Annotated in this window: 25 protein-coding genes; 18 read left to right on the top strand and 7 right to left on the bottom strand. The window is 45.7% G+C overall.

Annotation, left to right across the window (positions count from 1 at the left end):
• The first annotated feature begins 47 nt into the window (after positions 1-47).
• From AA980_RS16750 to AA980_RS16740, 3 genes are all read left to right on the top strand, one after another.
• Positions 48-983: a helix-turn-helix transcriptional regulator gene (locus AA980_RS16750; protein WP_024027446.1), complete on the top strand. Its 936-nt coding sequence runs from the start codon at positions 48-50 to the stop codon at positions 981-983.
• A gap of 79 nt (positions 984-1,062) precedes the next feature.
• Positions 1,063-1,389 (top strand): YwdI family protein, encoded by a 327-nt coding sequence (locus tag AA980_RS16745; protein ID WP_024027445.1) that lies wholly within the window; start codon positions 1,063-1,065, stop codon positions 1,387-1,389.
• Between the two features lie 16 nt (positions 1,390-1,405).
• Positions 1,406-1,777 (top strand): DUF423 domain-containing protein, encoded by a 372-nt coding sequence (locus AA980_RS16740; protein WP_024027444.1) that lies wholly within the window; start codon positions 1,406-1,408, stop codon positions 1,775-1,777.
• 55 nt (positions 1,778-1,832) lie between these two features.
• On the opposite strand, the gene gerQ is transcribed toward AA980_RS16740, so the two are convergent.
• Together gerQ and hemQ are read right to left on the bottom strand one after the other, a co-directional pair.
• Positions 1,833-2,339, bottom strand: a complete 507-nt coding sequence (gene gerQ / locus AA980_RS16735) for a spore coat protein GerQ (RefSeq protein WP_024027443.1) — start codon at positions 2,337-2,339, stop codon at positions 1,833-1,835.
• Positions 2,340-2,584: 245 nt separating this feature from the next.
• Complete coding sequence (gene hemQ, locus AA980_RS16730; protein ID WP_024027442.1) at positions 2,585-3,328, bottom strand: hydrogen peroxide-dependent heme synthase; 744 nt, start codon at positions 3,326-3,328, stop codon at positions 2,585-2,587.
• Positions 3,329-3,572: 244 nt separating this feature from the next.
• Between hemQ and pta the strand changes: the two genes are divergently transcribed.
• On the top strand, positions 3,573-4,544 hold the full coding sequence (gene pta / locus AA980_RS16725; RefSeq protein WP_024027441.1) for a phosphate acetyltransferase: 972 nt from the start codon (positions 3,573-3,575) through the stop codon (positions 4,542-4,544).
• A 75-nt stretch (positions 4,545-4,619) separates the two neighbouring features.
• Here the strand turns inward: pta and AA980_RS27005 are convergent, their stop codons facing one another.
• Positions 4,620-4,856 (bottom strand): hypothetical protein, encoded by a 237-nt coding sequence (locus AA980_RS27005; RefSeq protein WP_152681172.1) that lies wholly within the window; start codon positions 4,854-4,856, stop codon positions 4,620-4,622.
• 60 nt (positions 4,857-4,916) lie between these two features.
• On the opposite strand from AA980_RS27005, the gene AA980_RS16720 reads away from it, so the two are divergent.
• Positions 4,917-5,786: a lipoate--protein ligase family protein gene (locus AA980_RS16720; RefSeq protein WP_024027440.1), complete on the top strand. Its 870-nt coding sequence runs from the start codon at positions 4,917-4,919 to the stop codon at positions 5,784-5,786.
• A 117-nt stretch (positions 5,787-5,903) separates the two neighbouring features.
• Here the strand turns inward: AA980_RS16720 and AA980_RS16715 are convergent, their stop codons facing one another.
• On the bottom strand, positions 5,904-6,650 hold the full coding sequence (locus AA980_RS16715) for an RsfA family transcriptional regulator (RefSeq protein ID WP_047771765.1): 747 nt from the start codon (positions 6,648-6,650) through the stop codon (positions 5,904-5,906).
• A 303-nt stretch (positions 6,651-6,953) separates the two neighbouring features.
• On the opposite strand from AA980_RS16715, the gene AA980_RS16710 reads away from it, so the two are divergent.
• From AA980_RS16710 to AA980_RS16695, 4 genes are all read left to right on the top strand, one after another.
• On the top strand, positions 6,954-7,175 hold the full coding sequence (locus AA980_RS16710; RefSeq protein WP_024027438.1) for a DUF1450 domain-containing protein: 222 nt from the start codon (positions 6,954-6,956) through the stop codon (positions 7,173-7,175).
• Positions 7,176-7,538: 363 nt separating this feature from the next.
• A complete protein-coding gene (locus AA980_RS16705; protein WP_024027437.1) occupies positions 7,539-8,840 on the top strand; it encodes an HD domain-containing protein in 1,302 nt (433 codons plus the stop codon).
• Between the two features lie 34 nt (positions 8,841-8,874).
• Complete coding sequence (locus tag AA980_RS16700; protein WP_024027436.1) at positions 8,875-9,378, top strand: YwgA family protein; 504 nt, start codon at positions 8,875-8,877, stop codon at positions 9,376-9,378.
• Between the two features lie 134 nt (positions 9,379-9,512).
• Positions 9,513-9,740, top strand: coding sequence for a hypothetical protein (locus AA980_RS16695; protein ID WP_024027435.1), 228 nt, complete (start codon positions 9,513-9,515; stop codon positions 9,738-9,740).
• Positions 9,741-9,821: 81 nt separating this feature from the next.
• On the opposite strand, the gene AA980_RS16690 is transcribed toward AA980_RS16695, so the two are convergent.
• Positions 9,822-10,007: a 2-hydroxymuconate tautomerase gene (locus AA980_RS16690; RefSeq protein ID WP_024031154.1), complete on the bottom strand. Its 186-nt coding sequence runs from the start codon at positions 10,005-10,007 to the stop codon at positions 9,822-9,824.
• Positions 10,008-10,175: 168 nt separating this feature from the next.
• On the opposite strand from AA980_RS16690, the gene AA980_RS16685 reads away from it, so the two are divergent.
• Together AA980_RS16685 and AA980_RS16680 are read left to right on the top strand one after the other, a co-directional pair.
• Entirely contained in the window at positions 10,176-10,829 is a 654-nt protein-coding gene (locus AA980_RS16685) for a site-2 protease family protein (RefSeq protein WP_024031155.1), read from the top strand.
• A gap of 18 nt (positions 10,830-10,847) precedes the next feature.
• The gene (locus AA980_RS16680) at positions 10,848-11,357 is read left to right on the top strand and encodes a YwhD family protein (RefSeq protein ID WP_024031156.1); all 510 of its coding nucleotides are present in this window, start codon (positions 10,848-10,850) and stop codon (positions 11,355-11,357) included.
• A gap of 278 nt (positions 11,358-11,635) precedes the next feature.
• Here the strand turns inward: AA980_RS16680 and AA980_RS16675 are convergent, their stop codons facing one another.
• Positions 11,636-13,702, bottom strand: a complete 2,067-nt coding sequence (locus AA980_RS16675; RefSeq protein WP_024027285.1) for a transglycosylase domain-containing protein — start codon at positions 13,700-13,702, stop codon at positions 11,636-11,638.
• 337 nt (positions 13,703-14,039) lie between these two features.
• Here AA980_RS16675 and speE point away from each other — a divergent pair, with 337 nt between their 5' ends.
• From speE to AA980_RS16650, 5 genes are all read left to right on the top strand, one after another.
• A complete protein-coding gene (speE, locus tag AA980_RS16670) occupies positions 14,040-14,867 on the top strand; it encodes a spermidine synthase (protein WP_024027286.1) in 828 nt (275 codons plus the stop codon).
• A gap of 80 nt (positions 14,868-14,947) precedes the next feature.
• Entirely contained in the window at positions 14,948-15,820 is an 873-nt protein-coding gene (gene speB, locus AA980_RS16665) for an agmatinase (protein WP_024027287.1), read from the top strand.
• 254 nt (positions 15,821-16,074) lie between these two features.
• The gene (locus AA980_RS16660) at positions 16,075-16,482 is read left to right on the top strand and encodes a DUF1934 domain-containing protein (protein WP_024027288.1); all 408 of its coding nucleotides are present in this window, start codon (positions 16,075-16,077) and stop codon (positions 16,480-16,482) included.
• The gene (argS, locus tag AA980_RS16655) at positions 16,479-18,152 is read left to right on the top strand and encodes an arginine--tRNA ligase (protein ID WP_024027289.1); all 1,674 of its coding nucleotides are present in this window, start codon (positions 16,479-16,481) and stop codon (positions 18,150-18,152) included. The genes AA980_RS16660 and argS overlap by 4 nt, the downstream gene beginning before the upstream one ends.
• Positions 18,153-18,646: 494 nt before the next feature.
• Positions 18,647-18,826, top strand: coding sequence for an H-type small acid-soluble spore protein (locus AA980_RS16650; RefSeq protein WP_024027290.1), 180 nt, complete (start codon positions 18,647-18,649; stop codon positions 18,824-18,826).
• Between the two features lie 44 nt (positions 18,827-18,870).
• Here the strand turns inward: AA980_RS16650 and cls are convergent, their stop codons facing one another.
• The gene (cls, locus tag AA980_RS16645) at positions 18,871-20,073 is read right to left on the bottom strand and encodes a cardiolipin synthase (protein ID WP_024027291.1); all 1,203 of its coding nucleotides are present in this window, start codon (positions 20,071-20,073) and stop codon (positions 18,871-18,873) included.
• Between the two features lie 195 nt (positions 20,074-20,268).
• Here cls and AA980_RS16640 point away from each other — a divergent pair, with 195 nt between their 5' ends.
• Positions 20,269-22,371 (top strand): 4Fe-4S dicluster domain-containing protein, encoded by a 2,103-nt coding sequence (locus AA980_RS16640; protein ID WP_024027292.1) that lies wholly within the window; start codon positions 20,269-20,271, stop codon positions 22,369-22,371.
• Between the two features lie 231 nt (positions 22,372-22,602).
• Positions 22,603-23,790, top strand: a complete 1,188-nt coding sequence (locus tag AA980_RS16635) for an acetyl-CoA C-acetyltransferase (RefSeq protein WP_024027293.1) — start codon at positions 22,603-22,605, stop codon at positions 23,788-23,790.
• Positions 23,791-23,928: the final 138 nt, after the last annotated feature.

The following is a 23,928-nucleotide window of genomic DNA, read 5'->3' as shown; positions in this document are numbered from 1 at the left end:
GCTTTTTAAAAAGTAATGAGATACAATAGAATGAGGAGGGAATGAACATGTCAAAGGAGATTTCCTATACGATTGAAGAGGTTTCGCAGCTGTTAAAAGTTTCGAAGCTTACCATATATGATTTAATAAAAAAAGGGGAGCTGCCCGTATTCCGTGTCGGAAGACAAATGCGGATGGATGCAGCCGATTTAGACCAGTATATTAAAAATCAGAAGTCTGCCCAAATGCCCGCATCTGCCGTTCCGGCTGCTGAACCACAGAGGAGAGAAATAAGGGAATCCCACAACGTCGTTATTAGCGGACAGGATATCGTCCTTGATATCCTCGGAAAACAGATCGAGAAATCTTCTCCATATAAGTCACTCAGGTCTTACGCCGGCAGCTTAAACAGTCTCATCTCTTTATACAATGGTGACTGTGATATCGTGAGTTTACATATGTTTGATGGTGATACTGGGGAATATAATCTTCCATATGTAAAAAGAATTTTAACAGGATATCCGTACATCCTAATCAATCTCGTTTCCAGAAAAGCAGGGTTGTATGTTAAAAAAGGAAACCCGCTCAATCTCACTTCGTGGTCGGATTTAAATCAACCACAGATCACGATGATTAATCGTGAAAAAGGGTCGGGAGCAAGAATTCTGCTTGATGAACAGCTCAGAATTCATCAAATATCTTCGAAGGCGATTACTGGTTATGAACACGAGGAGACGAATCATATAAGCGTCGCTTCGGCTGTTGCGACCGGAAAGGCCGATGTCGGCGTAGGAATTGAAAAAGCAGCGAAAATGGTGGGAGTTGACTTTGTCCCGTTAATTAAAGAACGGTACGACCTCGTTATGTTGAAAACACCAGAAAATGAAGCGCTCATCCGGATTGTAAAGGAAATTTTATCTTCTTCATTGTTTCAAACAGAAATCAGTTCTCTGGGTGATTATGATCAATCGCAAACAGGTTCAGTTATTTATGAGACTTATTAATTCTGACAAATTATGACTTGTTTCACGTGAAACAGAGAGAATTTGTCGAAAGAAGTGAAACAGAAGGGAAATGTTCAAAGTGAATATACCTGTCCAAACATTATTAGCAAAAATAGAAGAGGAATTGAAGCTGGCGAAAAGCAGCGCTAAGCAAGAAAGCTTGCGGGAAAAAGTGTACTCTATTAAAATATTATGCGAATTGATTTTAGACGAAAAAGCGGCAGCGAAAATGGAAGTGCCAGTGATTCAACCGGCTCCGGTTATTGGGCAGCCTGCGATGAATCAACAAATATTCCAACAGCCTATCCTGAATCAACAAGTTTTCCAACAGCCGGCAGCAATGCCGCAGGCGAAAAAATTAGAAATGGATGACGAAGCAAACGGCGATTCATTGTTTGACTTTTAAAATGGAGGAAAATTAAATGAAAGTGTTTATTATTGTGGGTGCGATCAATGCCTTTTTAGCAGTGGCACTCGGGGCCTTCGGGGCGCATGGCCTAAAGGATCGGCTTGATGCCCACTATTTAGAGATTTGGAAAACCGGTGTTACCTATCAAATGTTCCATGCGACAGGGATTTTAATCATTGGGATTCTCCTTGGGAAGGCGGGGGCTAGTTCGTTATTCAGCTGGTCCGGCTGGTTGATGCTTGCAGGGATTATTTTGTTCAGCGGCAGCTTGTACCTATTGAGCTTGACAAAGGTAGGCGTTTTGGGTGCAATCACGCCGATTGGCGGCGTTTGTTTCTTAGCTGCATGGATTCTGATGATTGTTGGCGCAGTGAAGAATTTTTAAACTTTTTCAAAAAGAAACACCAATTGGCGGACAATTGGTGTTTTTGCAGTTTCACTTACCTTGGCGGGAACGTGCTTAAGGTCGGGCCGGCACCGAATGGATATTCATACTCGATTTCTTCCGCAAATGTAATGTAGTCCACGGCGACCATTGGGATGAGGTAACGTGTTCCTTTCTGTGGATCACTTAAGATGACATGATCCCTTCCTGCCGCTTCAATAATCCCGGTAAATTCCTTCGCATTCCATTGGGTGTTCCCTTCAAAAGTTGCAAAGACGTGGACGAGTTTTCCTTTGTTTAAACGTAAAATGTTTTCGATGTATGACTGCTCAATTGGTAGCATCCCTGGCACTTGGGCCCCTCCAGCTGGTGGAGACGGGAACGCCCCGGCACCTGCAGCTGGTGGCGGGAACCCCCCAGATGCCGCTGGTGGAAATTGCTGAAATCCCTGCTGTTGTGTGGGCATAAACCCCTGCCCCCCGCCTGCAATCGGCTGTGCGCCCTGCTGTCCGGCAGCGCCGGTATAGGGCTGAAAACCTTGTTGATTGTAATATTGGCTCATCTTTTTTCCCTCCTAATATGAATAAACATAAACGAATGGCCCAACATTCTATTGATACTCCCCTTACTCCAAAATGTGACTGCAGGAAAGAATAAAAATCCCTTCTCTTTAGTTGGGGGGCAATCATTAAGACTCGCTGTTTTATTTGTATGAAGGAAAGTCCGAATATATGACTCCGAGGATAAACGGCGAGATGAAAAAAAAGCTCCCAGCATCTGCTGAGAACTTTTTATATGTGACGCTTCTTACACGTGAAGGAATGTTGCCACACGTTCTTCCTCTAAAATATTGCCGACAAAGAATGCACCAAATTCACCGAAACGGGCACTTACTTCATCAAAACGCATTTCATAGACAAGCTTTTTAAATTGGAGGACATCCTCGGCAAACAAGGTCACGCCCCATTCGTAATCGTCAAAACCGACGGAGCCGGTGATGATTTGCTTTACTTTTCCAGCATATGTACGGCCAATCATCCCGTGGCTGCGCATCATGCTGCGGCGATCTTCCATTGGCAGCATGTACCAGTTGTCATCGCCTTGGCGGCGTTTGTCCATTGGATAGAAACAAACATGCTTTGTTTTTGGCAACGTTGGATACAGGCGAGCTAAGATTTGCGGATTTTGGTATGGATCCTCACCTGCAGGCAGGTAGTTGCTTAGCTCAACGACTGAAACATAGGAATGTGCCGGAATCGTGAATTCCGCTAATTTTGTTTTGTTGAATTCGGTTTCAATTTCATTCAACTCTTCCATCGTTGGACGAAGGATCATCATCATAAAATCAGCCTTTTGGCCAACAATTGTATATAAAGCATGGCTGCCTTCTTTGCGTTCCTGTGTTGTGTTCCATTTTTCAACGAGACTTAAAAACTCGTGAATGGCTGCCTGGCGCTCATCACTTGAAAGCATTTTCCAAGTTGTCCAATCAACAGTACGGAAATCATGAAGGCAATACCAGCCATCAAGCGTTTGTGCTGCTTCACTCATTATAATCACTCCTAAATAATAATTCTGCCTATAACTATATCATAGTTTGACCAAAGGGCGAATGAATAAACCTCTAGGTCACCGTAAGTGGTTATTTTTATCAAAAAAGGGTAATAGTAAAACGGAGTTGCCATTTTTTTATAAAATAAATTTTTGAATGAAAACGCTGTCTGTGACTACTATGCTTGAAATTTTACCACGGTAAAGTATGCTAATAATGGAGTTTGTTTAAGGAGGGTTTATTGTGAGTGATTTATTTGAAGGTTTAAAGGGTAAAATTTCCGGACGCGAGTTGAAGATTGTCTTTCCAGAAGGATTGGATGAGCGGGTTGTCCGTGCAGCAGGGCGGTTGGCTGCTGAAAAATTAATCACGCCGATTTTGATTGGCAACATTGAACAGGTACAGGCAAAAGCTGCTGAGGTTGGCGTTACACTGGATTCGGTGGAAATCTATGATCCGACAAGCTATGCGGGCATGGACGAGCTTGTCGCAGCATTTGTGGAGCGCCGCAAAGGGAAGGCAACGGAGGAAGATGCGCGCAAGATCTTGCTCGATGAAAACTACTTCGGCACGATGCTTGTGTACTTAAATAAAGCGCATGGTTTAGTGAGCGGCGCGGCTCATTCAACTGCGGACACGGTGCGCCCGGCACTGCAAATTATTAAAACAAAGGCCGGCGTTAAGAAAACTTCCGGTGTGTTCATCATGGTACGCAACGATGAAAAATATGTGTTTGCCGATTGCGCCATCAATATTGCCCCGGACAGCAATGATTTAGCGGAAATCGCTGTGGAAAGCGCAAAAACGGCGGAGATGTTTGATATCGAACCACGAATTGCGATGTTGAGCTTTTCAACGAAGGGTTCAGCCAAATCGGAGGAAACGGAACGAGTGGTTGCAGCAGTTGAAGAGGCGAAGCGACGCGATGCAACGCTTGTGGTCGACGGAGAGTTTCAGTTCGATGCAGCATTTGTTCCATCTGTGGCAAAAAGTAAGGCGCCAGGTTCCGTCCTGCAAGGGGATGCGAACGTGTTTATCTTCCCTAGCCTTGAAGCAGGAAACATTGGTTATAAAATTGCCCAGCGTTTGGGTGGATTTGAAGCGGTTGGCCCGATTTTGCAGGGCTTAAATGCGCCAGTAAATGATTTATCACGTGGTTGTAACGAAGAAGATGTGTACAAACTGGCGTTAATTACGGCGGCGCAGGGTTTGTAAGGAGTTTGGAGCTGGTCCGGATGTGGACTGGCTCCTTTTTACATAATTAAAAGGTGATTTTTTTACAGAAAATTTCTAATTAGCCAAAAGAGGTTGAAAAATAGCCAAAACAGGTAAAAAAATAGCCAATACTCCTCGAAAAATAGCCAAAACAGGTGAAAAAATAGCCAAAACCTCTTGAAAAATAGCCAAAACCAAAAAACCTCCTTCTTTTAAGCAAAAAAGTGAGGTAGAAAGTCCAATACCTCCTACTCTCAATCGAAAAAAATGAGTAAGAAGTCCAAAATCATACAAAGATTTCATTATTTCCACTACTCATACTCATTTTGATATAATAATAAGAGGATTTTTTTAATAAAGAGGAGACACAACATGGAAGACTTACTGCATCAGCCCGAGTGGAGGATCATCGACCAGTCCGCGGTCGGGATGCACTTTCAAGCCATTCAATCGTTCGGAACCGATGATACCATCTGTGCCTCGGTTGGGGCGGGCGAAGCACCGGCGACGGCAAGGACATGGGTCCATCACAATACGATTGTCCTCGGCATTCAGGATACAAAATTGCCGTTTTTGCAGGCAGGGATTGAATTTTTACAGCAGCAGGGGTACGACGTGATTGTCCGGAATTCCGGCGGCCTAGCGGTCGTTCTGGACGAAGGCGTCCTAAATATCTCGTTAATTTTTCCGGAGGCTGAAAAAGGGATTGATATCAATCGCGGCTATGACGCGATGTGGCTGCTGATTCAAAAGATGTTTGCTGATTTTCCATTCGAGATTGAGGCCCGGGAAATCGTCGGCTCCTACTGCCCGGGGAGCTATGACCTTAGTATCAATGGAAAAAAATTCGCCGGCATTTCCCAGCGCCGCCTCAAAAAAGGGGTCGCGGTCCAGATTTATCTCTGTGTCAATGGCAGCGGCAGAAACCGTGCCGAGCTTGTGAAGCAATTTTATCAGCGGGCGAAACAAGCCGAACAAACAAAATTCGTCTACCCGGAAATTGTCCCTGAGGTTATGGCGTCGCTTTCGGAATTGCTTGAGACAGATTTCACGATTGCTGATGTGATGCTGCGGCTATTAAACCAGTTAAAGGAAAATAGCGATTTTTTATATGCAGGGCAATTGAATCCGTTCGAGCTGGCGTTATTTCCCGGTTATTACCAAAGGATTGTCGAGCGGAATGAACAGATAAATGGAAACTCGTCGATTGGCGAGTCCGATAGGACGAAGACAGAGGCGTAGTTGAATTTATGGATATAAATTCTGATAAGCTAAAAAAGCCGTAACCCCTGATGGATTACGGCTTTTCTTCATGAGATGCTGCGCTTTATTCTCTTCTCCCAATACCAATGTTCTCTCTTATTCGGCGACTTTCTCTAGGTTCCCATTGCGGTCCATTTTGAATTTGGTCGCGGGTCTTTCTTCTTCTTCAAATAAAACAAGCTTTCTTGCCCGGTTCATGATTTTCATAAGTGTCTCGTAGTCTTCCTGAATGGTTTCGGAATTCTGCTCGAGGCCGGCAATCTTTGCCGTCATTTCCTCATTTTGCTTTCTTAGCTCTGCCATTTCTCGTTTCAATCTTTCATTCTCACTTTTTAATGCTTCATTTTGCAGATTGGCATGATGAAAGTTTTGCAAATAACTAATGACTGAATCGAGCGAGAGTCCTGTTGTTGCCGGCTGTCGGTATGTCTGTGTTACGGCTGGTTTTACAAATGTTTCAGCGGCAAACTCGACGGCCATTTCCGGCACTTCAACAGCAGTTTCGAGCGGCATTTCGGCTGGCAGCGGTAATGTTTCCAGTTCCTCTGATACGGAAGCGGTTACCGGCGGACTGTACAGCAGCTTTTTCTTGCCGCCCTGGTCTTTGCCTAAAACTCTTTGTCTTTGTTTCCGCTGCTTTTTGGCTAACTGTAATGCTTTTTCATAGCGGTGACGAACGACGGCGTTCCATCTGAAGCCGCAGGCCGCGGAGGTCCGATTCAGCTTATCCCCCACCTCTTCAAAGGCATTCAGCTGTGTACTGCCTTCTCTGACATGTCTGAGCACAGTTTCGGCCAAAAGCAGATCATTCTCATCTGTCCATGCATCTTGACGAACTTTCATATTTTTTTCAACTCCCTAATAAAATTTCCAATTAACGGTGTCAGGCATGATCCTGACGATTTTTAAAAGTTCTAGTCTTATCATGGACAAGTTTTTCAAGCTTTATACCAAAAGGAATGAAAGGATAGTAGATTTTTTAACTGAAAGATTTAATATCCCCCAGGCGCGATTGCTAAAGATTGCAACTTGCATTGGCAAATGAGAAAATGTAAAATACCAATGTGGTTAACCAGTTTATAAAATCCTCGTAGGATAAAATAAATATAAAAGCAAATAGATTGAACGTAGAAAGGGTTGTAACGAATGTCGAATGAATTTCGTGTTTGTGATGATTGCCAGGCCGTGAATTTGAAGACATTAATCCCTCGCTTGAAAGATATCGATCCGGACGCCGACATCAAGATTGGCTGCCAGTCCTATTGCGGACCCGGCCGGAAAAAAACCTTTGCCTTCGTTAATAACCGCCCAGTCGCCGCATTAACAGAAGAGGAATTAATGGAGAAAGTTAGCAAAAAGGTAAAATAATCACCTTAGTCTCAGAGCTTAGGTGATTTTTACTTTTTATGGAACTGGGTGCCTGACACCATTTTTCATTTTATGGGATTTGGTGCCTGACACCATTTCCCTTTTATTGGAATTCGGTGCCTGACATCAAAAGGGACACCGAAAGCAGGTTGTCGAAAAATCCTGCGGAATTTTGCTGAAAAATAGGTGGATTTTAGGATATAATAGGAGCAAGAAAAGCGGAAGCGCCTTGCTCAGCCCCGACCAGCGCAAGACGAGCCGGACGAAAGGTTGCTTTTTAACCTTTTGGCCGGATTGGCTTGTGACCTCGAGGGGCTAGGCGCTGGAGCTAGCCAAGCAAGTATATGAGGAAGAGGGAAACCAATGGCATATTCGGCGGAAAAACTAATCGAAGAAAAGGTATTTAAAGACCCTGTCCATCGCTATGTCCATGTGCGCGACCGGGCGATTTGGGATTTAATTGGAACGAAGGAATTTCAGCGCCTCCGCCGGATTAAACAGCTTGGAACGACCTTCTTAACCTTCCACGGAGCGGAACACAGCCGCTTCAACCACTCGCTCGGGGTTTATGAAATTGTCCGCCGCATCATTGATGATGTGTTTGCAGGCAGGCCGGAATGGAACGACGATGACCGGCTTCTGACCCTATGTGCCGCCCTGCTTCACGACCTCGGGCACGGCCCCTTTTCTCATTCCTTTGAAAAGGTGTTTGATTTTGATCATGAGGACTTTACCAGGAAGATCATTTTAGGAGAAACAGAGGTAAATGAGATTCTCTTGAAGGTCGGCCCTGATTTCCCTGCTAAAGTAGCCGAAGTGATTGCGAAAACGTCGGAAAAGAAGCTCGTCATCAGCCTGATTTCAAGCCAGATTGATGCCGATCGGATGGATTATTTGCAGCGGGATGCGTATTTCACCGGTGTCAGCTACGGTCATTTTGATATGGAAAGAATCCTAAGGGTGATGCGGCCGCGGGAAGACCAAGTTGTGATCAAAAAGAGCGGGATGCATGCGGTTGAGGATTATATCATGAGCCGCTACCAGATGTACTGGCAGGTATACTTCCACCCGGTATCAAGAAGCGCTGAGGTGATTTTGACGAAAATCCTTCACCGCGCCAAGCAATTGTTTGAAGAGAACTATGCGTTTAAATATGAACCGCTCCACTTTACATCGATCTTTCATGGCCAGGTGACATTAGAAGACTATTTAAAATTAGATGAATCTGTTATTTTATATTATTTTCAAATTTGGCAGGAGGAAGAAGACGCGATTTTACGCGACCTTTGCCGGCGCTTTGTTAATCGCAATCTGTTCAAGTTTGCCGAATTTGATCCTGCGAAAGAATACAAGAAGCTCGCCGAACTAAATTCCTTATTCAAAAAAGCAGGGATTGACCCGGAATATTATTTGGTTGTCGATTCGTCTTCGGATTTGCCGTATGACTTTTACCGCCCTGGCGAGGAAGAAGAGCGGCTGCCGATTCATTTATTAATGAAAAATGGTGATTTGCGAGAGTTATCGCGGGAGTCGGAGATAGTGGATGCTATTTCTGGAAAAAGAAGAACCGATCATAAGCTTTATTACCCGGCCGATTTCCTTCGGGATGACTCGACTAAAAAGAACGTAAAAAAACAAATACGGGCACTTTTAGAGATAGAATAAGAATTGGTTATAGATGGAGTAGGAGATGACGAACGTGTTAAATGATCATGCGAAGCTGATGCAGGCGATTATGGTGTCCGGTGAAATTACCGGCAGAAAAAAGCTGCAGAAGATGATATATATTGCGAAGAAGATTGCCTTTCCGTTTCAGGAGCGGTTTCAGTTTCACTTTTACGGTCCGTACTCAGAGGAGTTGACGACTAGGGTGGAGGAACTGTGTAATATGGGTTTTCTCGATGAAGTGAAGGAGAAAAAAGGCGGCTATTTTCAATATCGCTACACGCTGACGGATTCCGGAAAAGAGTTTTTGAGCCTGAATGAGGTGGAAATGCCGTTTTTGCAGGATTGCCTGACCGATATGAATGGGCAGAATGCTAGATTCCTTGAGCTGGTTTCGACGGTATTATATTTTGATAATCTTTCAAAAGCGGAAGTTGCCAACAAGGTGTTTACCTTAAAAAGCAGCCAGCGCTACACCGAGGCCGAAATTGACGAGGCCTACTGTTATATTGAGAAGTTGAAAACGAAAATTCAATAAGTTTTGTCAAAACCGCTTGGAGAGCTAGAAATTCGGGCGGTTTTTTAATGCGGAATTTTCAGTTAATTTTGTATTCATTTTTTTGAAAATTTGCTATGATTTGTCTATCGAGTAAATGAGGGAGGCGGAGTGCTTTGATTATTGGAGTAATTGCGGTTGTGATGACTTTTGGAATTCCGATTGTCGCCATTTTAACAGGCCATTTCCAGAAACAAACCATGTTAAAAGCCGGTATGATTAAAGATCAACTGGAGCTTGAGAAACTAAAGCATGAAAATTTCTTAATCGAAACAGAAAAAATGAAAGTCGAACTCGAACAAATGAAACTGGACCAACCCAAAGATGAGATGAAATTTTTGTGAGTAAATGGAAAAGGGTGTCAGGCACCATGTGAATTTTTCACATGGTGCCTGACACCCTTAATGACACTCTTGCTGCTTTTTTTATTTGTCGCTTGCGCGGACGCCGCCGACGGCGTAGTGGTTTTTGCTCATTTCTTCGATGAAGACGGTGATGTTTTCTGTTGGAGCGCCTGTGGTTTCGCTGACTGCGGCAGTTACCTTTTCAACTAACGCCCGTTTTTGCTCCTCTGAACGGCCTTCAATCATTTTTACGGTTACATATGGCATGATGTGTTTCCTCCTTTAAAAAGTCACTATTAGTAGTTTTTCACAAACAAGGAAAAAGTGCAATCACGGTCAGCGCATTTGCTTTTCTTTTTTGAAGCCGTTTCATGTATACTAAAGGAAAACTAGTGGCGGTCCCTAAGCCGTTTTCATGAGGAAGGAGAAACACTATTGGAACGATTTCTTGCCTATCCGCTGCAGGAGATTCCCTACGTAGCGATTACGCTGATCTTTGCGTTTACGTTTCACGAACTTGCCCATGCCTATGTTGCCTATAAATTCGGCGACATGACAGCGAAAAACCAAGGCCGGCTGACGTTGAATCCAATAAAACATCTTGACCCGTTCGGAACCATCTTAATACTAATCGCTGGCTTTGGCTGGGCTCGCCCGGTACCGGTCAATCGTTTCTTTTTTAAGAGACCGCGCCTTGCGAGCATTCTTGTATCGGTGGCAGGACCGCTTGCCAATTTGGTGTTAGCGGCAATTGGTTTTCTCATCGCCTTCGGGTTTGGCCGATTTGGAATATTGCAATCGGTCAATTTTTATCATTTTCTAGATATATTTACCCAGCTCAACATCGTCTTATTCGTTTTTAACCTATTGCCACTCCCGCCGCTTGACGGGTACCGGATTCTCGAGGATCTGGCCCCTAATCATCTTAGGGCAAAAATGACACAATATGAACAATATGGAATGTTAATTTTCTTGATTCTAGTCCTGATTGAACCATTGAATCGGGTTACGATTCAGCCACTCTTTCAACTAATCGTTCCCTGGGTGTGGAATGTCCTTGGTTCTTTCATCAAGGGATTATTTTTATAAAGGAGGCCTGCACCAGCGATGGATGAAAATAAGAAGAAGCTAGCTTTTAATATTATCAAAAGTGACCCGACAGACGGGCATAAGGGCTATGGCAAGGGGGCATTAAGTCTTGATAATGTCTCGCCGGTTATTATTGATGTCGACGAAGGCACTGCCGAAATCGATGTCGGCGCCATGCACGCCCGCAGTGTCGTCGAAAAAGGGATCAAGTTTTTAAAAACGAAAGAAGAAGTGCCGAACGGGAAACCGTATTGGCTTGTGTGGGTGACAATTGACCGCAAACCGGAAGGACCGTATTATGCCGGTGTGACCGCCTGCTACATGACCGTGGACCGGGAAATCCGCCGCGGTTACAAATCGCTGCCGGAGCATGTAAACCGGATGGATAAGTCGTTAAAGCGCCATATTATTGTCGACGATATGGATGTGAAGTCGAAGCAAGTGCTGGCCGATTTCCTCCGCGGGCATAATGAGGTATTGTGGAATAATTCTAATGATGAACTGAAAAAAGGATTATTGGCAGAGTAATAGGGAAAATAGCTCGAGGTCCTAGGCTGCTTGCGCTGGGCATTTTCCAATCTTTTTAAGAAAGCGAATAATTACTTATGGTTTTTTTGAAAAATAGATAGTATTATTAGCAATGTGTGAACACACGTAAAACTAGGACAAGAAAAGCTCCGGGGAAATTCTCTGGAGCTTTTCTATTTTAGCCGATAGGAAAGTATAACTTTCCTATCAGGCATAAGTGCAACTACGCCTCTGTCTTCGCCTAACGGCTCGCCAATCGGCGAGTTTTCTTTAGCATATTAACTCCATGGCATAATTTTTTTATACCATGGTACTTTTTTGTTGACCTTCTCTTTCTTCGCGTCTGGATTCTCATTCTTTAGGTGATCGGTGCAATATTCCGTTGGTTCGGTGCCGGCGACAAAATAGGTGAAGCGCCGGACCGGGCAGTCTTTTGTTGCCAGCTTGCCGTTCGCGGGGTCAACGTAAACGCCGATAACCCCCTCTTTCGGCGTCGTAAAAGACTTGACGGGCTTGCCCTCTAACGCCTCCTCCATAAAGCCCGCCCAGATGTTTTTCGCGTATGTCTTTTCCGCTGTCAGCTCAATCGGTTTGCCGATATCATAGCCCGCCCAAACAGCCGTAACGAGCTGCGGCGAATAGCCAATCATCCAGCTGTCCGTTTCCGTTGATCCCGATTTACCAGCATAGGGCCGAGTTAGATCGTTGATGATCGTGCTGCCGGTGACCTTGGCATAACCGTTTAGCTTTTTATCGAAAATACCTGTCAGCATTTGCGTCAGCACAAACGCCTTGGCTGGATCTAAAACCTTTTTGGCCTCCTGTTTTTTTTCAAAAATAACATGGCCGTTATAATCCTCGACTCGAGTAATCAAGGTCGGATTAACCCGTTTCCCGCCGTTGGCAAGCAGGCTGTAAGCATTGGCCATTTCAATCACGCGAACGCCTGAGGTTCCTAATGCCAGCGACGGAACCTGGGCCATTTTTGTCGACAGCCCAAAGCGCTTTGCTGTTTCGATTAACGTCTCTTCTCCTAAAAATAAATGCGTCTTGACGGCAAAGATATTATCAGAGACGGCGAGAGCCTGCGCCATTGTTATTTCGCCGTCCGCATATTTATTGTTAAAGTTATGCGGTGTATAGTCGGCCTGGCCATCATCAAAATGAAAGGTCGTATACTCGCTGCGCATTGTCGACGATGGTGTAAATCCCTGCTCAAGCGCCGCGTAATAAAGCAGCGGCTTGATGGTCGAGCCCGGCTGTCTTATCGCTTGCACAGCCCGGTTAAACGGACTTTTTTCATAGTCCCGTCCCCCGACCATCGCTTTTAGATAGCCATTTTTCGGATCCATCGCGACTAACCCGACCTGAATTTCCGACGAGTTGGAAACGTATTGCTGGACTTGCCTTTCCGCGGCTTCCTGTTGGTTCAGGTCAAGGGTGGTAAACACCTTTAAGCCGCCAAGGGCAATCGTGCGGTCGTCAAGATGTAATTGGTTTTTCAAGGCATTTTTGACGGCATCCTGAAAATAAGGGGCCACTTTAACCCTTTGTGCCGTGTGGCTGCCTGTTATTGTGAGCTTCTCTGCTGCCACCGTTTTTGCTGTATCAGTTTGGATGTAGCCATTTTTCACCATCGTTGCTAAAATAATTGCCTGGCGCCGTTTGGCGTTTTCCATAGAGGCAAGCGGCGAGTAGAGGCCGGGGCCCTTGGGAATTCCCGCCAGCATGCTTGCTTCAGCAAGGGTTAAATCCGCCGCTTTTTTGCCAAAATAGTATTGACTCGCCGCTTCGACACCATACGCACCGTTGCCATAATAGATCGTATTTAAATAGCCTTCAAGAATGTCGTTTTTCGAGTAATTCATTTCAAGGCGGATGGTATAAAATGCTTCGTGCAGCTTGCGGTTCCACGTTTTATCGTGTTCAAGAAACAGATTCCGCGCATATTGCTGGGTGATTGTGCTGGCACCCTGCACCTTGGCAAAGGCTTGAATATCAGCAAGGACAGCACCGGCAATTCGTTTAAGGTCAAAACCATGATGACTGTAAAAACTTTTGTCCTCAATCGAGACGGTCGCATTAACTAAATCTGGTGAAATATCCTTGAGCCCGACCCAGTAGCGTTTTTGACCGCTGTTACTCTCACCAATCAGTGTCCCATCATCGGCATAGAAAAGCGTGGATTGCGGAACTGCGAGCGGCGGCGCCCCTAAAATTTTTGCATAGGCAAGAATGCCAAGGAAAAGAACGAGCATACAGATCATGCCGATCAAACTGATGATAATAAATGCCCGCAAATATTTAACTGTCTTCCGAAACCCGTGATCAGTCATGATTTCCACTAAGTTCACCCCCGTTCTTCCCTTTTGAAAAAAATAGATAGTAATAGTATTGAAAAAATAGACTCTTTTTAAACGTTTTCATAAAGTTTTGCTAGACTTTTTTTTCCGTTTGTAATTCAATAGGTTGGGTAGTATAAAAAAGAAAAGCGGAAGCGCCCGTTTAGCGGCGTATGGACTAGAGCGCTTCGACTGAGATAAAGGAAACACGGAGAGCGGAGCGATCCGATGTTGACTTATAGTAGGGAGAAGAGCGAAGTCCACTAGCCGCTGGGCGCTGGAGCTAGACAGTAGTCGAAGTTCAATACCGAAAATAGGATAAAATGGAAGGAAGATGAAGATGTCAATTTGGTTTACAGAAAAGCAAACTGAAAACTTTGGTATCACAATGAAAGTAAATAAAACCTTACATACAGAGCAAACGGAATTTCAAAAGCTGGATATGATTGAAACCGAAGAGTGGGGCAACATGCTGTTATTAGATGACATGGTCATGACTTCTGTTAAAGACGAGTTTGTTTACCATGAAATGGTGGCACACGTTCCATTATTTACGCACCCAAACCCTGAGAATGTGCTTGTTGTCGGCGGCGGCGACGGCGGTGTTATCCGTGAAGTGTTAAAGCACCCAAGCGTGAAGAAAGCGACGCTTGTTGATATTGATGGCAAAGTAATCGAGTATTCAAAGAAATTCTTGCCTGAGATTGCCGGCTGGCTTGACGATGAGCGTGTTGACGTTCAGGTGGGCGATGGCTTTATGCATATTGCGGAAAGCGAAAATGCCTATGATGTGATTATGGTCGATTCAACGGAGCCGGTTGGTCCTGCTGTTAACTTATTTACCAAAGGCTTCTATGCCGGGATTTCCAAGGCGTTAAAGGAAGACGGCATCTTTGTTGCTCAATCCGATAACCCGTGGTTTAAGGCAGATTTAATCCGAAGCGTACAGCGCGACGTCAAGGAAATCTTCCCGATTACCAATTTGTACGTAGCCAATATCCCAACGTATCCAAGCGGCCTCTGGGCATTCACCATCGGTTCGAAAAAATATGATCCATTAGCAGTAAGCGAAGACCGCTTCCACGAAATCGAAACAAAATACTATACAAAAGAGCTGCACAAAGCGGCATTCGTATTGCCTAAGTTTGTTGGCGATTTAGTGAAGTAACGCGTCGGGGGTCAGACCCCCGACAAGGTAATGCGGTAAAGTAATGGGGCTCTGACCCCATGAAAGAAGGAGATGCAATGATGCGTTTTGATGAAGCATATTCGGGAAATGTCTTTATTAAGAGCCACCCGAATTTTGAAGAAAGTCAGGTTGTATTGTACGGAATGCCGATGGATTGGACGGTCAGCTACCGCCCCGGTTCTCGCTTCGGCCCGTCGCGAATTCGCGAGGTGTCGATTGGTCTCGAGGAGTACAGTGCCTACCTTGACCGCGAGCTTGACGAGGTAAAATATTTCGATGCCGGCGACATTCCACTGCCGTTTGGGAACGCCCAGCGCAGCTTGGATTTAATTGAAGAGTTCGTCGATCAAATTCTTGCGGCAGACAAGTTCCCGCTTGGAATGGGCGGCGAGCATCTTGTATCATGGCCAGTGATGAAATCTGTTTATAAAAAATATCCGGATTTGGCGATTATCCACTTTGACGCCCATACCGATTTGCGTGAGAATTATGAAGGCGAGCCGCTGTCACACTCGACTCCGATTCGCAAAATTGCTGAATTGATTGGACCGAAAAACGTCTATTCTTTCGGTATCCGTTCCGGAATGAAGGAAGAATTTGAGTGGGCAAAGGAAAATGGCATGCACATTTCCAAATTTGATGTCCTTGAGCCTTTAAAAGAAATCCTGCCAACGCTTGCCGGTCGTCCTGTCTATGTCACGATTGACATCGACGTGTTGGATCCCGCACATGCGCCAGGAACAGGGACAGTTGATTGCGGCGGCATCACCTCGAAAGAGCTGCTTGCCTCAATCCATGCAATCGCCCGTTCCGAGGTAAACGTAATCGGCGGCGACCTAGTAGAAGTGGCGCCAATTTACGACCCCTCCGAGCAAACAGCAAACACAGCAAGCAAACTACTTCGCGAAATGCTACTTGGCTGGGTAAAATAGGGAAAAGGCGCCTGACACCGATTGGCTATAATTGGAAAATGGTGCCTGACACCATTTAGTAAAAAAAGGTAATTGGTGCCTGACGCCAAAGGTTTAATGCCTGCCCCATCGTAGGGGCGGGCATCTTTGATTTGTGTGGCTGCAATGTTTATAATAGGTAGAGTATGCGTTGTGGCGCGTATGTTAATGATGAATTCTAGGACAAATAAAGAGAGCTGACTTCGAGTTCCTTTTAAGAAGGAAGTGCAATACTTTTGTTGAATACTGAAATACCTGTAAAAATTAATGTGAAAACGACGATTGATGAGCAGGAGACGTTCGAACTGGTCGTGTTTGGCCGCGCTTATCGTAAAGGAGATGCGTTTTATCTTCGGTATGAGGAAGTGCACGAGGAAGGCACGGTTCGCACTATTGTTAAGGTGGCAAACGAGGAAGCGCTGATTTTACGCTCGGGTGCTGTGAAAATGCGTCTCCCGTTTCGCTTACATACAGAATTGCGCGGCAGCTACGAAATGCCGTTTGGTACGTTTGAAACGATAACAATGGCGAGAAGAATCGAACATAAGGAAGGTCTGATTGACATTCTTTATGATTTCACGATGCAGGGCTCGCCCGCCGGTAGATACCATTTAGAAATTACCTTTCAGGAGGATAAAAAATGAATATAGTAGAACAGGTTCAAAGTAAAATAAAGGAAGAAATCCGGGCAGCGGTACTGAAAGCGGAGCTTGCGACAGAGGAGCAGATTCCCGATGTAATTCTGGAAATCCCGAAGGAAAAGTCTCACGGCGATTACTCGACGAATATGGCGATGCAGCTTGCCCGTGTCGCGAAAAAGGCGCCGCGGATAATTGCCGAGGCGTTGGTAGCCAATTTCGACCGGTCGCAGGCTTCAATTGAAAAAATTGAGCTGGCGGGACCGGGATTTATTAATTTTTACATGAATAATAGCTATTTAACCGACTTGATTCCGACGGTCCTTAAGGCTGGGGACAAGTACGGCGAAACAACGGTCGGCGGCGGTCAAAAACTTCAGGTCGAGTTCGTGTCGGCCAATCCAACAGGCGACCTCCACCTCGGACATGCCCGCGGTGCCGCAGTTGGTGATTCACTCTGCAATATTTTAGCGAAAGCGGGCTACGATGTGTCCCGTGAGTACTATATTAATGATGCCGGCAACCAGATTAATAATCTCGCATTATCTGTTGAGGCCCGCTATTTTCAGGCGCTTGGGCTGGAAAAGGCGATGCCGGAGGACGGCTACCACGGGGCCGATATTATTGGCATCGGCAAGACGCTGGCAGAGGAGTTTGGCGATAAGTACGTTGAGGTTCCCGACACGGAGCGGTTTGAATTTTTCCGTGAGTACGGCTTGAACTATGAAATGGCGAAGTTGAAGAAGGATCTCGAGGATTTCCGTGTCGGCTTTGATGTCTGGTATTCGGAAACCTCGCTTTATAAAAATGGAAAAATTGACGAGGCCTTGAAGGCGTTACGTGCGAGCGGCTATGTGTACGAAGAGGACGGTGCAACGTGGCTGCGTTCAACCGATTTCGGCGATGACAAGGACCGCGTGTTAATTAAGCAGGATGGTTCGTATACGTATCTGACCCCGGATATCGCTTATCATAAGGACAAGCTCGGCCGCGGCTTTGAAAAGCTGATCAATATTTGGGGTGCCGACCACCACGGCTATATTCCACGAATGAAGGCGGCGATTCAGGCGCTCGGCTATGACCGTGAGGCCCTCGAGGTCGAAATCATCCAGCTTGTTCACCTTTATAAAAACGGTGAGAAAATGAAGATGAGCAAGCGGACCGGAAAAGCAGTCACGATGCGCGATTTAGTCGATGAGGTCGGCCTCGATGCGACCCGTTATTTCTTTGCGATGCGCAGCTCGGACACACATATGGATTTTGACCTCGATTTAGCGGTGTCAGAGTCGAACGAAAATCCCGTTTACTACGCACAGTACGCCCATGCACGGATTTCAAGCATTTTACGTTCGGGCGCGGAGCAAGGCATGACGGCTGATGCGGATGTTGATTATTCGCTAGCGGGAACTTCGGAAAAGGAAATCGACTTGCTGAAAAAACTTGGCGAGTTCCCGTCGGCTGTCGGCGAAGCAGCGCTGAAACGCGTGCCGCACCGGATTACGAATTATATCTTTGAGTTAGCATCGACATTCCATAGTTTTTATAATGCGGAAAAGGTGTTGGATAGCGAACAGCCGGAGCGGACAAAGGCACGCCTCGCATTGGTGAGAGCAGTGCAAATTACCTTGAAAAATGCGCTGGCATTAATCGGCGTTTCGGCACCGGAAAAAATGTAATATTGGTTGGTTGGATTTGGCCCCCTTACTTGGATAAGGGGGCCTTGTTTTTTGAAGTGGACAGTAAATCATGAAAAGTGGAGAGTAAATGACTAAAACCGGACAGTAAATGGGTAAAACCGGACAGTAAATCGGCAAACAGACAGTAAAAGTGAAAAGTGGAGAGTAAATGACTAAAACCGGACAGTAAATTGGTAAAACCGGATAGTAAATGTAGCAAACTGGACAGTAAATCGGCAAACGGACAGTAAAAGTGAAAAGTGGAGAGTAAATGACTAAAACCAGACAGTAAATGGGTAAAACCGGATAGTAAATGTAGCAAAGTCGATAGTAAATCGGCAAAACCGGACAGTAAATCATCCATACATGTCAACAGAAGATTTCCCAATCAGCCTGCGGATTTATTTTCTCAAAAAACAGTCCATAAAAATGAATACATCCCAAAAAAATACAAATATTAATAGAGAATTTTCAGTGAGGAGTGAACCGAACCCATGAATGTAGGAAGAGCAAAGGAGATTGCCGAATCCGTCAATATGATTAATGTGACCTATGACGGGACCCCTGTCATCATCCAGCACGTGGACGAAGCCACAAAAATGGCGCGGATTTATTCAAAGAAAGATCCCGAAAATGAGCGCGATGTTCCGGTGCTAAATCTTATTGAGGAATAAAGTTAAAAGAGTCTCCGGCATTGATTCGGAGACTCTTTCCATTTTTATAAAAAGTAAGAAATCGCCCCGGCAAGGCCTTCCTTCACAGACCGATACAAATTCGCTTTGTTAAGTGTGGCCAATGTCAAGCGCTCGGCGTCGCGGATATCCTTTTCAATTACAGCCTTAACACGTTCAATAAAAGCCGGATCGTAAAGAAAGCAATTGATTTCTTTGTTTAAAAACAAGCTCCGTTTATCGAAATTGGCGGTGCCGATGTCACAGATTTTGTCATCAATCACAATCGTTTTTGCATGGTAAAAACCGTTTTTATATTGATAAACCGAAGCGCCCGCGGCAAGCAGCTTTCGTAAATAGCGGAACGAAGCCTCTTGGACAAGAAAATGGTCAGCCGTGTAGGGAACCATCACGGTAAGGTCGACGCCGCGGCGCATCGCTTCCGTTAATTCCGCAAAAATCGCCGCACTTGGAATAAAATAAGGAGTGCCAATCATGATAGATTGCTCTGCCTTCTGAATCAAGCGAATAAAGCTTCCTTCAAGCTGACCTGCTTCCGTCGGAATAAATTGATGACGGACCTCACCCTTTGGCAGCTCCGGGAAATAAGCCGGCCGGCTTAATAAATTCTCACCGCCATACTCATTCCAATCAATCAAAAACTCACTCTGCAAAAAATTAACGCCTTCGCCGCTTATTTTTAAATGGTAATCGCGCCAGGGGCTGAGCTTTGGGTCCTCATCAATATATTCCCGCCCGACATTAAAGCCGCCGAGGTACCCGATTTCGCCGTCAATAATCGAAATCTTGCGGTGATTACGGACCTGCGAGGAGTAAAAGGGAAAGGGAAGCTTTATCCGATTACTAAACGCAAATTGGACACCTGCATCAAGTAATTCTTTCACCATCACCTTGTTAACCTCCCAGCTCCCAATCCGGTCAAGCAGGAGCCGAACCTCTACACCTTCCCGCGCCTTATCTTTTAAAAGGGTGAAAAATTCCTCGCCTAGACTATCATCTTTAACAATATAAAACAACACATGGATATGTTTTTTCGCCGTTCGGATTTCGGCGAAATAATCACGGAACAATTCCTTGCCGTGCGTAAACATCTCAAAGCTGCCATGGAGGATAGCCGTTTCCACTTGGCCTGCCAGCGAAAGATGCTTCTTTCTGCCTAACCTAAAATCAAGAACAAGCCATAAAATGATAAGAACGAGCAGACCGCTCAAAATGAGTGCAAATGTCATTGAAAATCCTTCCCCCATTCGGTGTTGTTAGTCTTTCCGATAGCGGTTATTTCTATAAGTCGAGGAAATCTTCCGAAAAATTGGTTGACTGAATGCTCATTCACCATATAATAGAATTAAGGATAAGTTCAGAAAATTAATTATTTTCGACAACTTGCAAAAATGATCATTAACGAAGAAAGGGGCGTTTTTTATATGAATGGTCTTTTATGGGTCAACCTCATTGCATTTTTATTTGTAACCGCTTACGCAATCAGTCTGTTCGTTTATGTCGTGAAAACAAGGATTGCCTTTATTAAACTTGGCAAAAAGGTCGAGTTTGACAACAATGTCAAAGAGCGGCTCCAAAAAATTTGGGTAAACGTGTTTGGGCAGAAAAAACTCCTTAAGGATAAAAAAAGCGGCGCCATCCACGTCATGTTTTTTTACGGCTTCATCCTTGTCCAATTTGGCGCGATTGATTTTATTATCAAAGGCATTAAACCTGGGGCACACCTGCCGTTAGGTCCGCTCTATGCCGGGTTTACCTTTTTCCAAGAGATTGTCACACTGATGATCTTTGTCGCGGTCATCTGGGCGTTTCACCGCCGTTATGTTGAAAAATTAGTCCGCTTAAAGCGCAATTTCAAATCAGGCCTTGTGCTCTTATTTATCGGCGGCTTGATGATTTCCGTTCTCGTCGGAAATGGCATGGGCATCATCTGGCACGGAGAAGATCCGTCCTGGACAGAGCCAGTCGCCTCGGTCATTTCGCTCGGCTTTTCCTGGCTTGGTGAAACCGCATCGATTGCGATTTTCTATATTGCCTGGTGGGCGCACTTATTATTCTTATTGACTTTCTTAGTATACGTGCCGCAATCCAAGCATGCGCATTTAATCGCCGGACCGGCAAACGTTTATTTTAACCGTTTAGAAAAACCGGGTAAGCTGCAAAAGGTTGATTTTGAAGATGAAACACAAGAGTCGTTTGGCGTTGGAAAAATTGAAGACTTCACCCAGCACCAAATGATTGATTTCTATGCCTGCGTCGAGTGCGGCCGCTGTACGAATATGTGTCCGGCAACGGGAACAGGCAAGATGCTGTCACCAATGGACCTAATCGTTAAACTTCGCGATCACTTAACAAATCACGGTGCCGCAGTTACCCAGAAGCAGCCGTGGGTCCCGACATTCGCATTCGGAAACACAAAAGGCAACCAAATTGCCTTGGCCGCGGCAGGGCAGGGGGCTCAGGAATCAGCTGCTTCGCTTGCTTACAGTCCAAGCTTGATTGGCGACGTGATCACCGAGGAAGAAATTTGGGCGTGTACAACCTGCCGGAACTGTGAAGACCAATGTCCAGTGATGAACGAGCATGTTGATAAAATTATCGACCTCCGCCGTTATTTAGTGTTAACCGAAGGAAAAATGGATGCCGATGCTCAGCGCGCGATGACCAATATTGAGCGCCAAGGCAATCCATGGGGCTTAAACCGGAAAGAGCGCGAAAACTGGCGTGATGTCCGCGACGATGTTCAAATTCCAACCGTGAAGGAAATGAACAAGACCGGCGAAGAATTCGAATACCTCTTCTGGGTGGGCGCGATGGGCTCTTACGACAACCGCAGCCAGAAGATTGCCTTATCGTTTGCGAAGCTTATGAATGAAGCGGGCGTGAAATTTGCCATCCTCGGCAACAAAGAGAAAAACTCTGGTGACACACCACGCCGTCTTGGCAATGAGTTCTTGTTCCAAGAGCTGGCAGCGAAAAATATCGAGGAATTTGAAAAGGCGGAGGTCAAGAAAATTGTCACAATTGACCCGCATGCCTATAATATTTTCAAAAATGAATACCCTGATTTCGGCTTGAAGGATGTGGAAGTATATCATCATACCGAAATTCTCTTTGAGCTAGTGAGGGATGGCCGACTTGTACCAAAACACACGGTCAACGAAACGATTACCTTCCATGATTCCTGTTATTTAGGACGCTATAATGACGTTTACGATCCGCCGCGGGAAATTTTAAAAGCAATTCCAGGTGTGAAGCTCGTCGAAATGGAACGGAGCCGCGAAAAGGCGATGTGCTGCGGTGCCGGCGGCGGCTTGATGTGGATGGAGGAAGAAACGGGCCACCGCATTAACGTCAGCAGGACCGAGCAGGCCTTGGAAGTCAATCCTTCGGTCATCAGTTCTGGTTGTCCATACTGTTTAACGATGCTATCGGACGGAACAAAGGCGAAAGAGGTTGAAGAAAAGGTTGCGACCTATGATGTCGCTGAAATCTTAGAAAAAGCAGTTTGTGGTGAAGCTTCTTAATAGTCATTTTTAGCCTGGCAGAGGTTGAGTTGTTAACGGAATTTCTGAAATTTTAGCAATTTTGTGTAAAACAGTTCAACTTCTGCTCCTTTTTATGTAAAATAAGAATATAAATAAAACGCTTACATTCGTATATTTTTTTTAATATTTTTTCGAGCGAGCGTTCAGTCGCCGAAAAGGGTATGTTTAAATCCACATGACTGAATATTGGGAAAAGGGAGCGTGTTTTGAATGGGGAGAACGGTGATTTTAAGCGGGGTAAGAACACCTTTTGGAAAATTAGGGGGTATCTTTAGCAGCTTTACCGCTTCACAGCTTGGGGGCATTGCAGTTAAAGAAGCGTTGGTGCGTGCGGGCGTGAAGCCTGCGGATGTGCAGGAAGTCATCCTGGGAACCGTCCTGCAAGGGGGACAAGGACAAATCCCTTCCCGTCAGGCCGCCAATCACGCTGGCCTGCCTTGGGAAGTCAAAACAGAAACAATTAATAAGGTCTGCGCCTCGGGGATGCGCAGTGTCAGCTTGGCCGACCAAATCATCCGCGCCGGTGATGAAGAAGTGATTGTTGCAGGCGGGATGGAATCGATGAGCAACGCGCCATATATTTTACCAAAAGCAAGATGGGGTTTCAGAATGGGCGACAGTGCTGTTAAGGATTTAATGATCCATGACGGCTTGACCTGCAGCTTTACCGGCGTTCACATGGGCACTTACGGTAACTCGACAGCTGAGGAAATGGACATTAGCCGCGAGGCACAGGACGAGTGGGCATTGAGAAGCCATGTTCGGGCGATTGCTGCGATGGAGAGCGGAAAGCTGGCAGAGGAAATTGTTGCCGTAGAGGTGCCGCAGCGGAAAGGGGCGCCGCTGGTTGTCGAGCACGATGAAGGACCGCGGAAGGACACCTCACTAGAGCGGCTAGCGAAGTTAGCACCAGTATTTAATTCAACGGGAACGATTACCGCCGGAAATGCCCCAGGGGTCAATGACGGTGCGGCCGCCCTTGTGCTCATGAGCGAAGAACGAGCTTTGAATGAAGGACGTGAAGTGGAAGCGGTGATTCTCGGCCACGCCGAAATTGCCGTGGAAGCAAAGGACTTCCCGCAAACACCGGGACTGGTCATCAATGAACTTTTGCGGAAAACGGGCAGGAGCCTTGCTGAGATTGACTTAGTTGAAATCAACGAAGCGTTCGCGGCTGTCGCTTTAGTCAGTGGAAAAAATGCCGGCCTTGACCCGGAAAAGGTCAATGTCAATGGCGGTGCGGTCGCGTTAGGACACCCGATAGGCGCAAGCGGCGCGCGGATTATCATCACTTTGATGCACGAATTGAAGCGACGCGGCGGCGGAATCGGTGTGGCTGCGATTTGCAGCGGCGGCGGCCAGGGCGATGCGGTGATGATTGAGGTTCCGCGGGGGTAAGGGAGATTTGCTGTTTTGAAGGGTGGCGTAACTTTCGGATAAGCGTGTTTTACTGGCGAACCCCCACCGCTTACTGGCGGGATGGCCTTCATTACTGGCGAAAACCCACTGCTTACTGGCGGAAAAGCCTTCATTACT

Source organism: Neobacillus vireti (genome assembly GCF_001026695.1).
Classification (GTDB): domain Bacteria; phylum Bacillota; class Bacilli; order Bacillales; family Cytobacillaceae; genus Neobacillus; species Neobacillus vireti.
Note: the sequence above shows the minus strand (reverse complement) of the source record. Positions and strands in the feature narration are given on the sequence as shown.

Excerpts from the sequence above, each read along its gene's own strand:
- AA980_RS16750 (WP_024027446.1), top strand. The coding sequence starts at position 48 with ATGTCAAAGGAGATTTCCTATACGATTGAAGAGGTTTCGCAGCTGTTA.
- speE (WP_024027286.1), top strand. The coding sequence starts at position 14,040 with ATGTCAATTTGGTTTACAGAAAAGCAAACTGAAAACTTTGGTATCACA.
- hemQ (WP_024027442.1), bottom strand. The coding sequence starts at position 3,328 with ATGAGTGAAGCAGCACAAACGCTTGATGGCTGGTATTGCCTTCATGAT.
- AA980_RS16650 (WP_024027290.1), top strand. The coding sequence starts at position 18,647 with ATGAATGTAGGAAGAGCAAAGGAGATTGCCGAATCCGTCAATATGATT.
- AA980_RS16705 (WP_024027437.1), top strand. The coding sequence starts at position 7,539 with ATGGCATATTCGGCGGAAAAACTAATCGAAGAAAAGGTATTTAAAGAC.
- argS (WP_024027289.1), top strand. The coding sequence starts at position 16,479 with ATGAATATAGTAGAACAGGTTCAAAGTAAAATAAAGGAAGAAATCCGG.
- AA980_RS16720 (WP_024027440.1), top strand. The coding sequence starts at position 4,917 with ATGGAAGACTTACTGCATCAGCCCGAGTGGAGGATCATCGACCAGTCC.
- AA980_RS16715 (WP_047771765.1), bottom strand. The coding sequence starts at position 6,650 with ATGAAAGTTCGTCAAGATGCATGGACAGATGAGAATGATCTGCTTTTG.
- AA980_RS16680 (WP_024031156.1), top strand. The coding sequence starts at position 10,848 with ATGGATGAAAATAAGAAGAAGCTAGCTTTTAATATTATCAAAAGTGAC.
- AA980_RS16740 (WP_024027444.1), top strand. The coding sequence starts at position 1,406 with ATGAAAGTGTTTATTATTGTGGGTGCGATCAATGCCTTTTTAGCAGTG.
- cls (WP_024027291.1), bottom strand. The coding sequence starts at position 20,073 with ATGACATTTGCACTCATTTTGAGCGGTCTGCTCGTTCTTATCATTTTA.
- AA980_RS16710 (WP_024027438.1), top strand. The coding sequence starts at position 6,954 with ATGTCGAATGAATTTCGTGTTTGTGATGATTGCCAGGCCGTGAATTTG.
- speB (WP_024027287.1), top strand. The coding sequence starts at position 14,948 with ATGCGTTTTGATGAAGCATATTCGGGAAATGTCTTTATTAAGAGCCAC.
- AA980_RS16635 (WP_024027293.1), top strand. The coding sequence starts at position 22,603 with ATGGGGAGAACGGTGATTTTAAGCGGGGTAAGAACACCTTTTGGAAAA.
- gerQ (WP_024027443.1), bottom strand. The coding sequence starts at position 2,339 with ATGAGCCAATATTACAATCAACAAGGTTTTCAGCCCTATACCGGCGCT.
- AA980_RS16640 (WP_024027292.1), top strand. The coding sequence starts at position 20,269 with ATGAATGGTCTTTTATGGGTCAACCTCATTGCATTTTTATTTGTAACC.
- AA980_RS16690 (WP_024031154.1), bottom strand. The coding sequence starts at position 10,007 with ATGCCATATGTAACCGTAAAAATGATTGAAGGCCGTTCAGAGGAGCAA.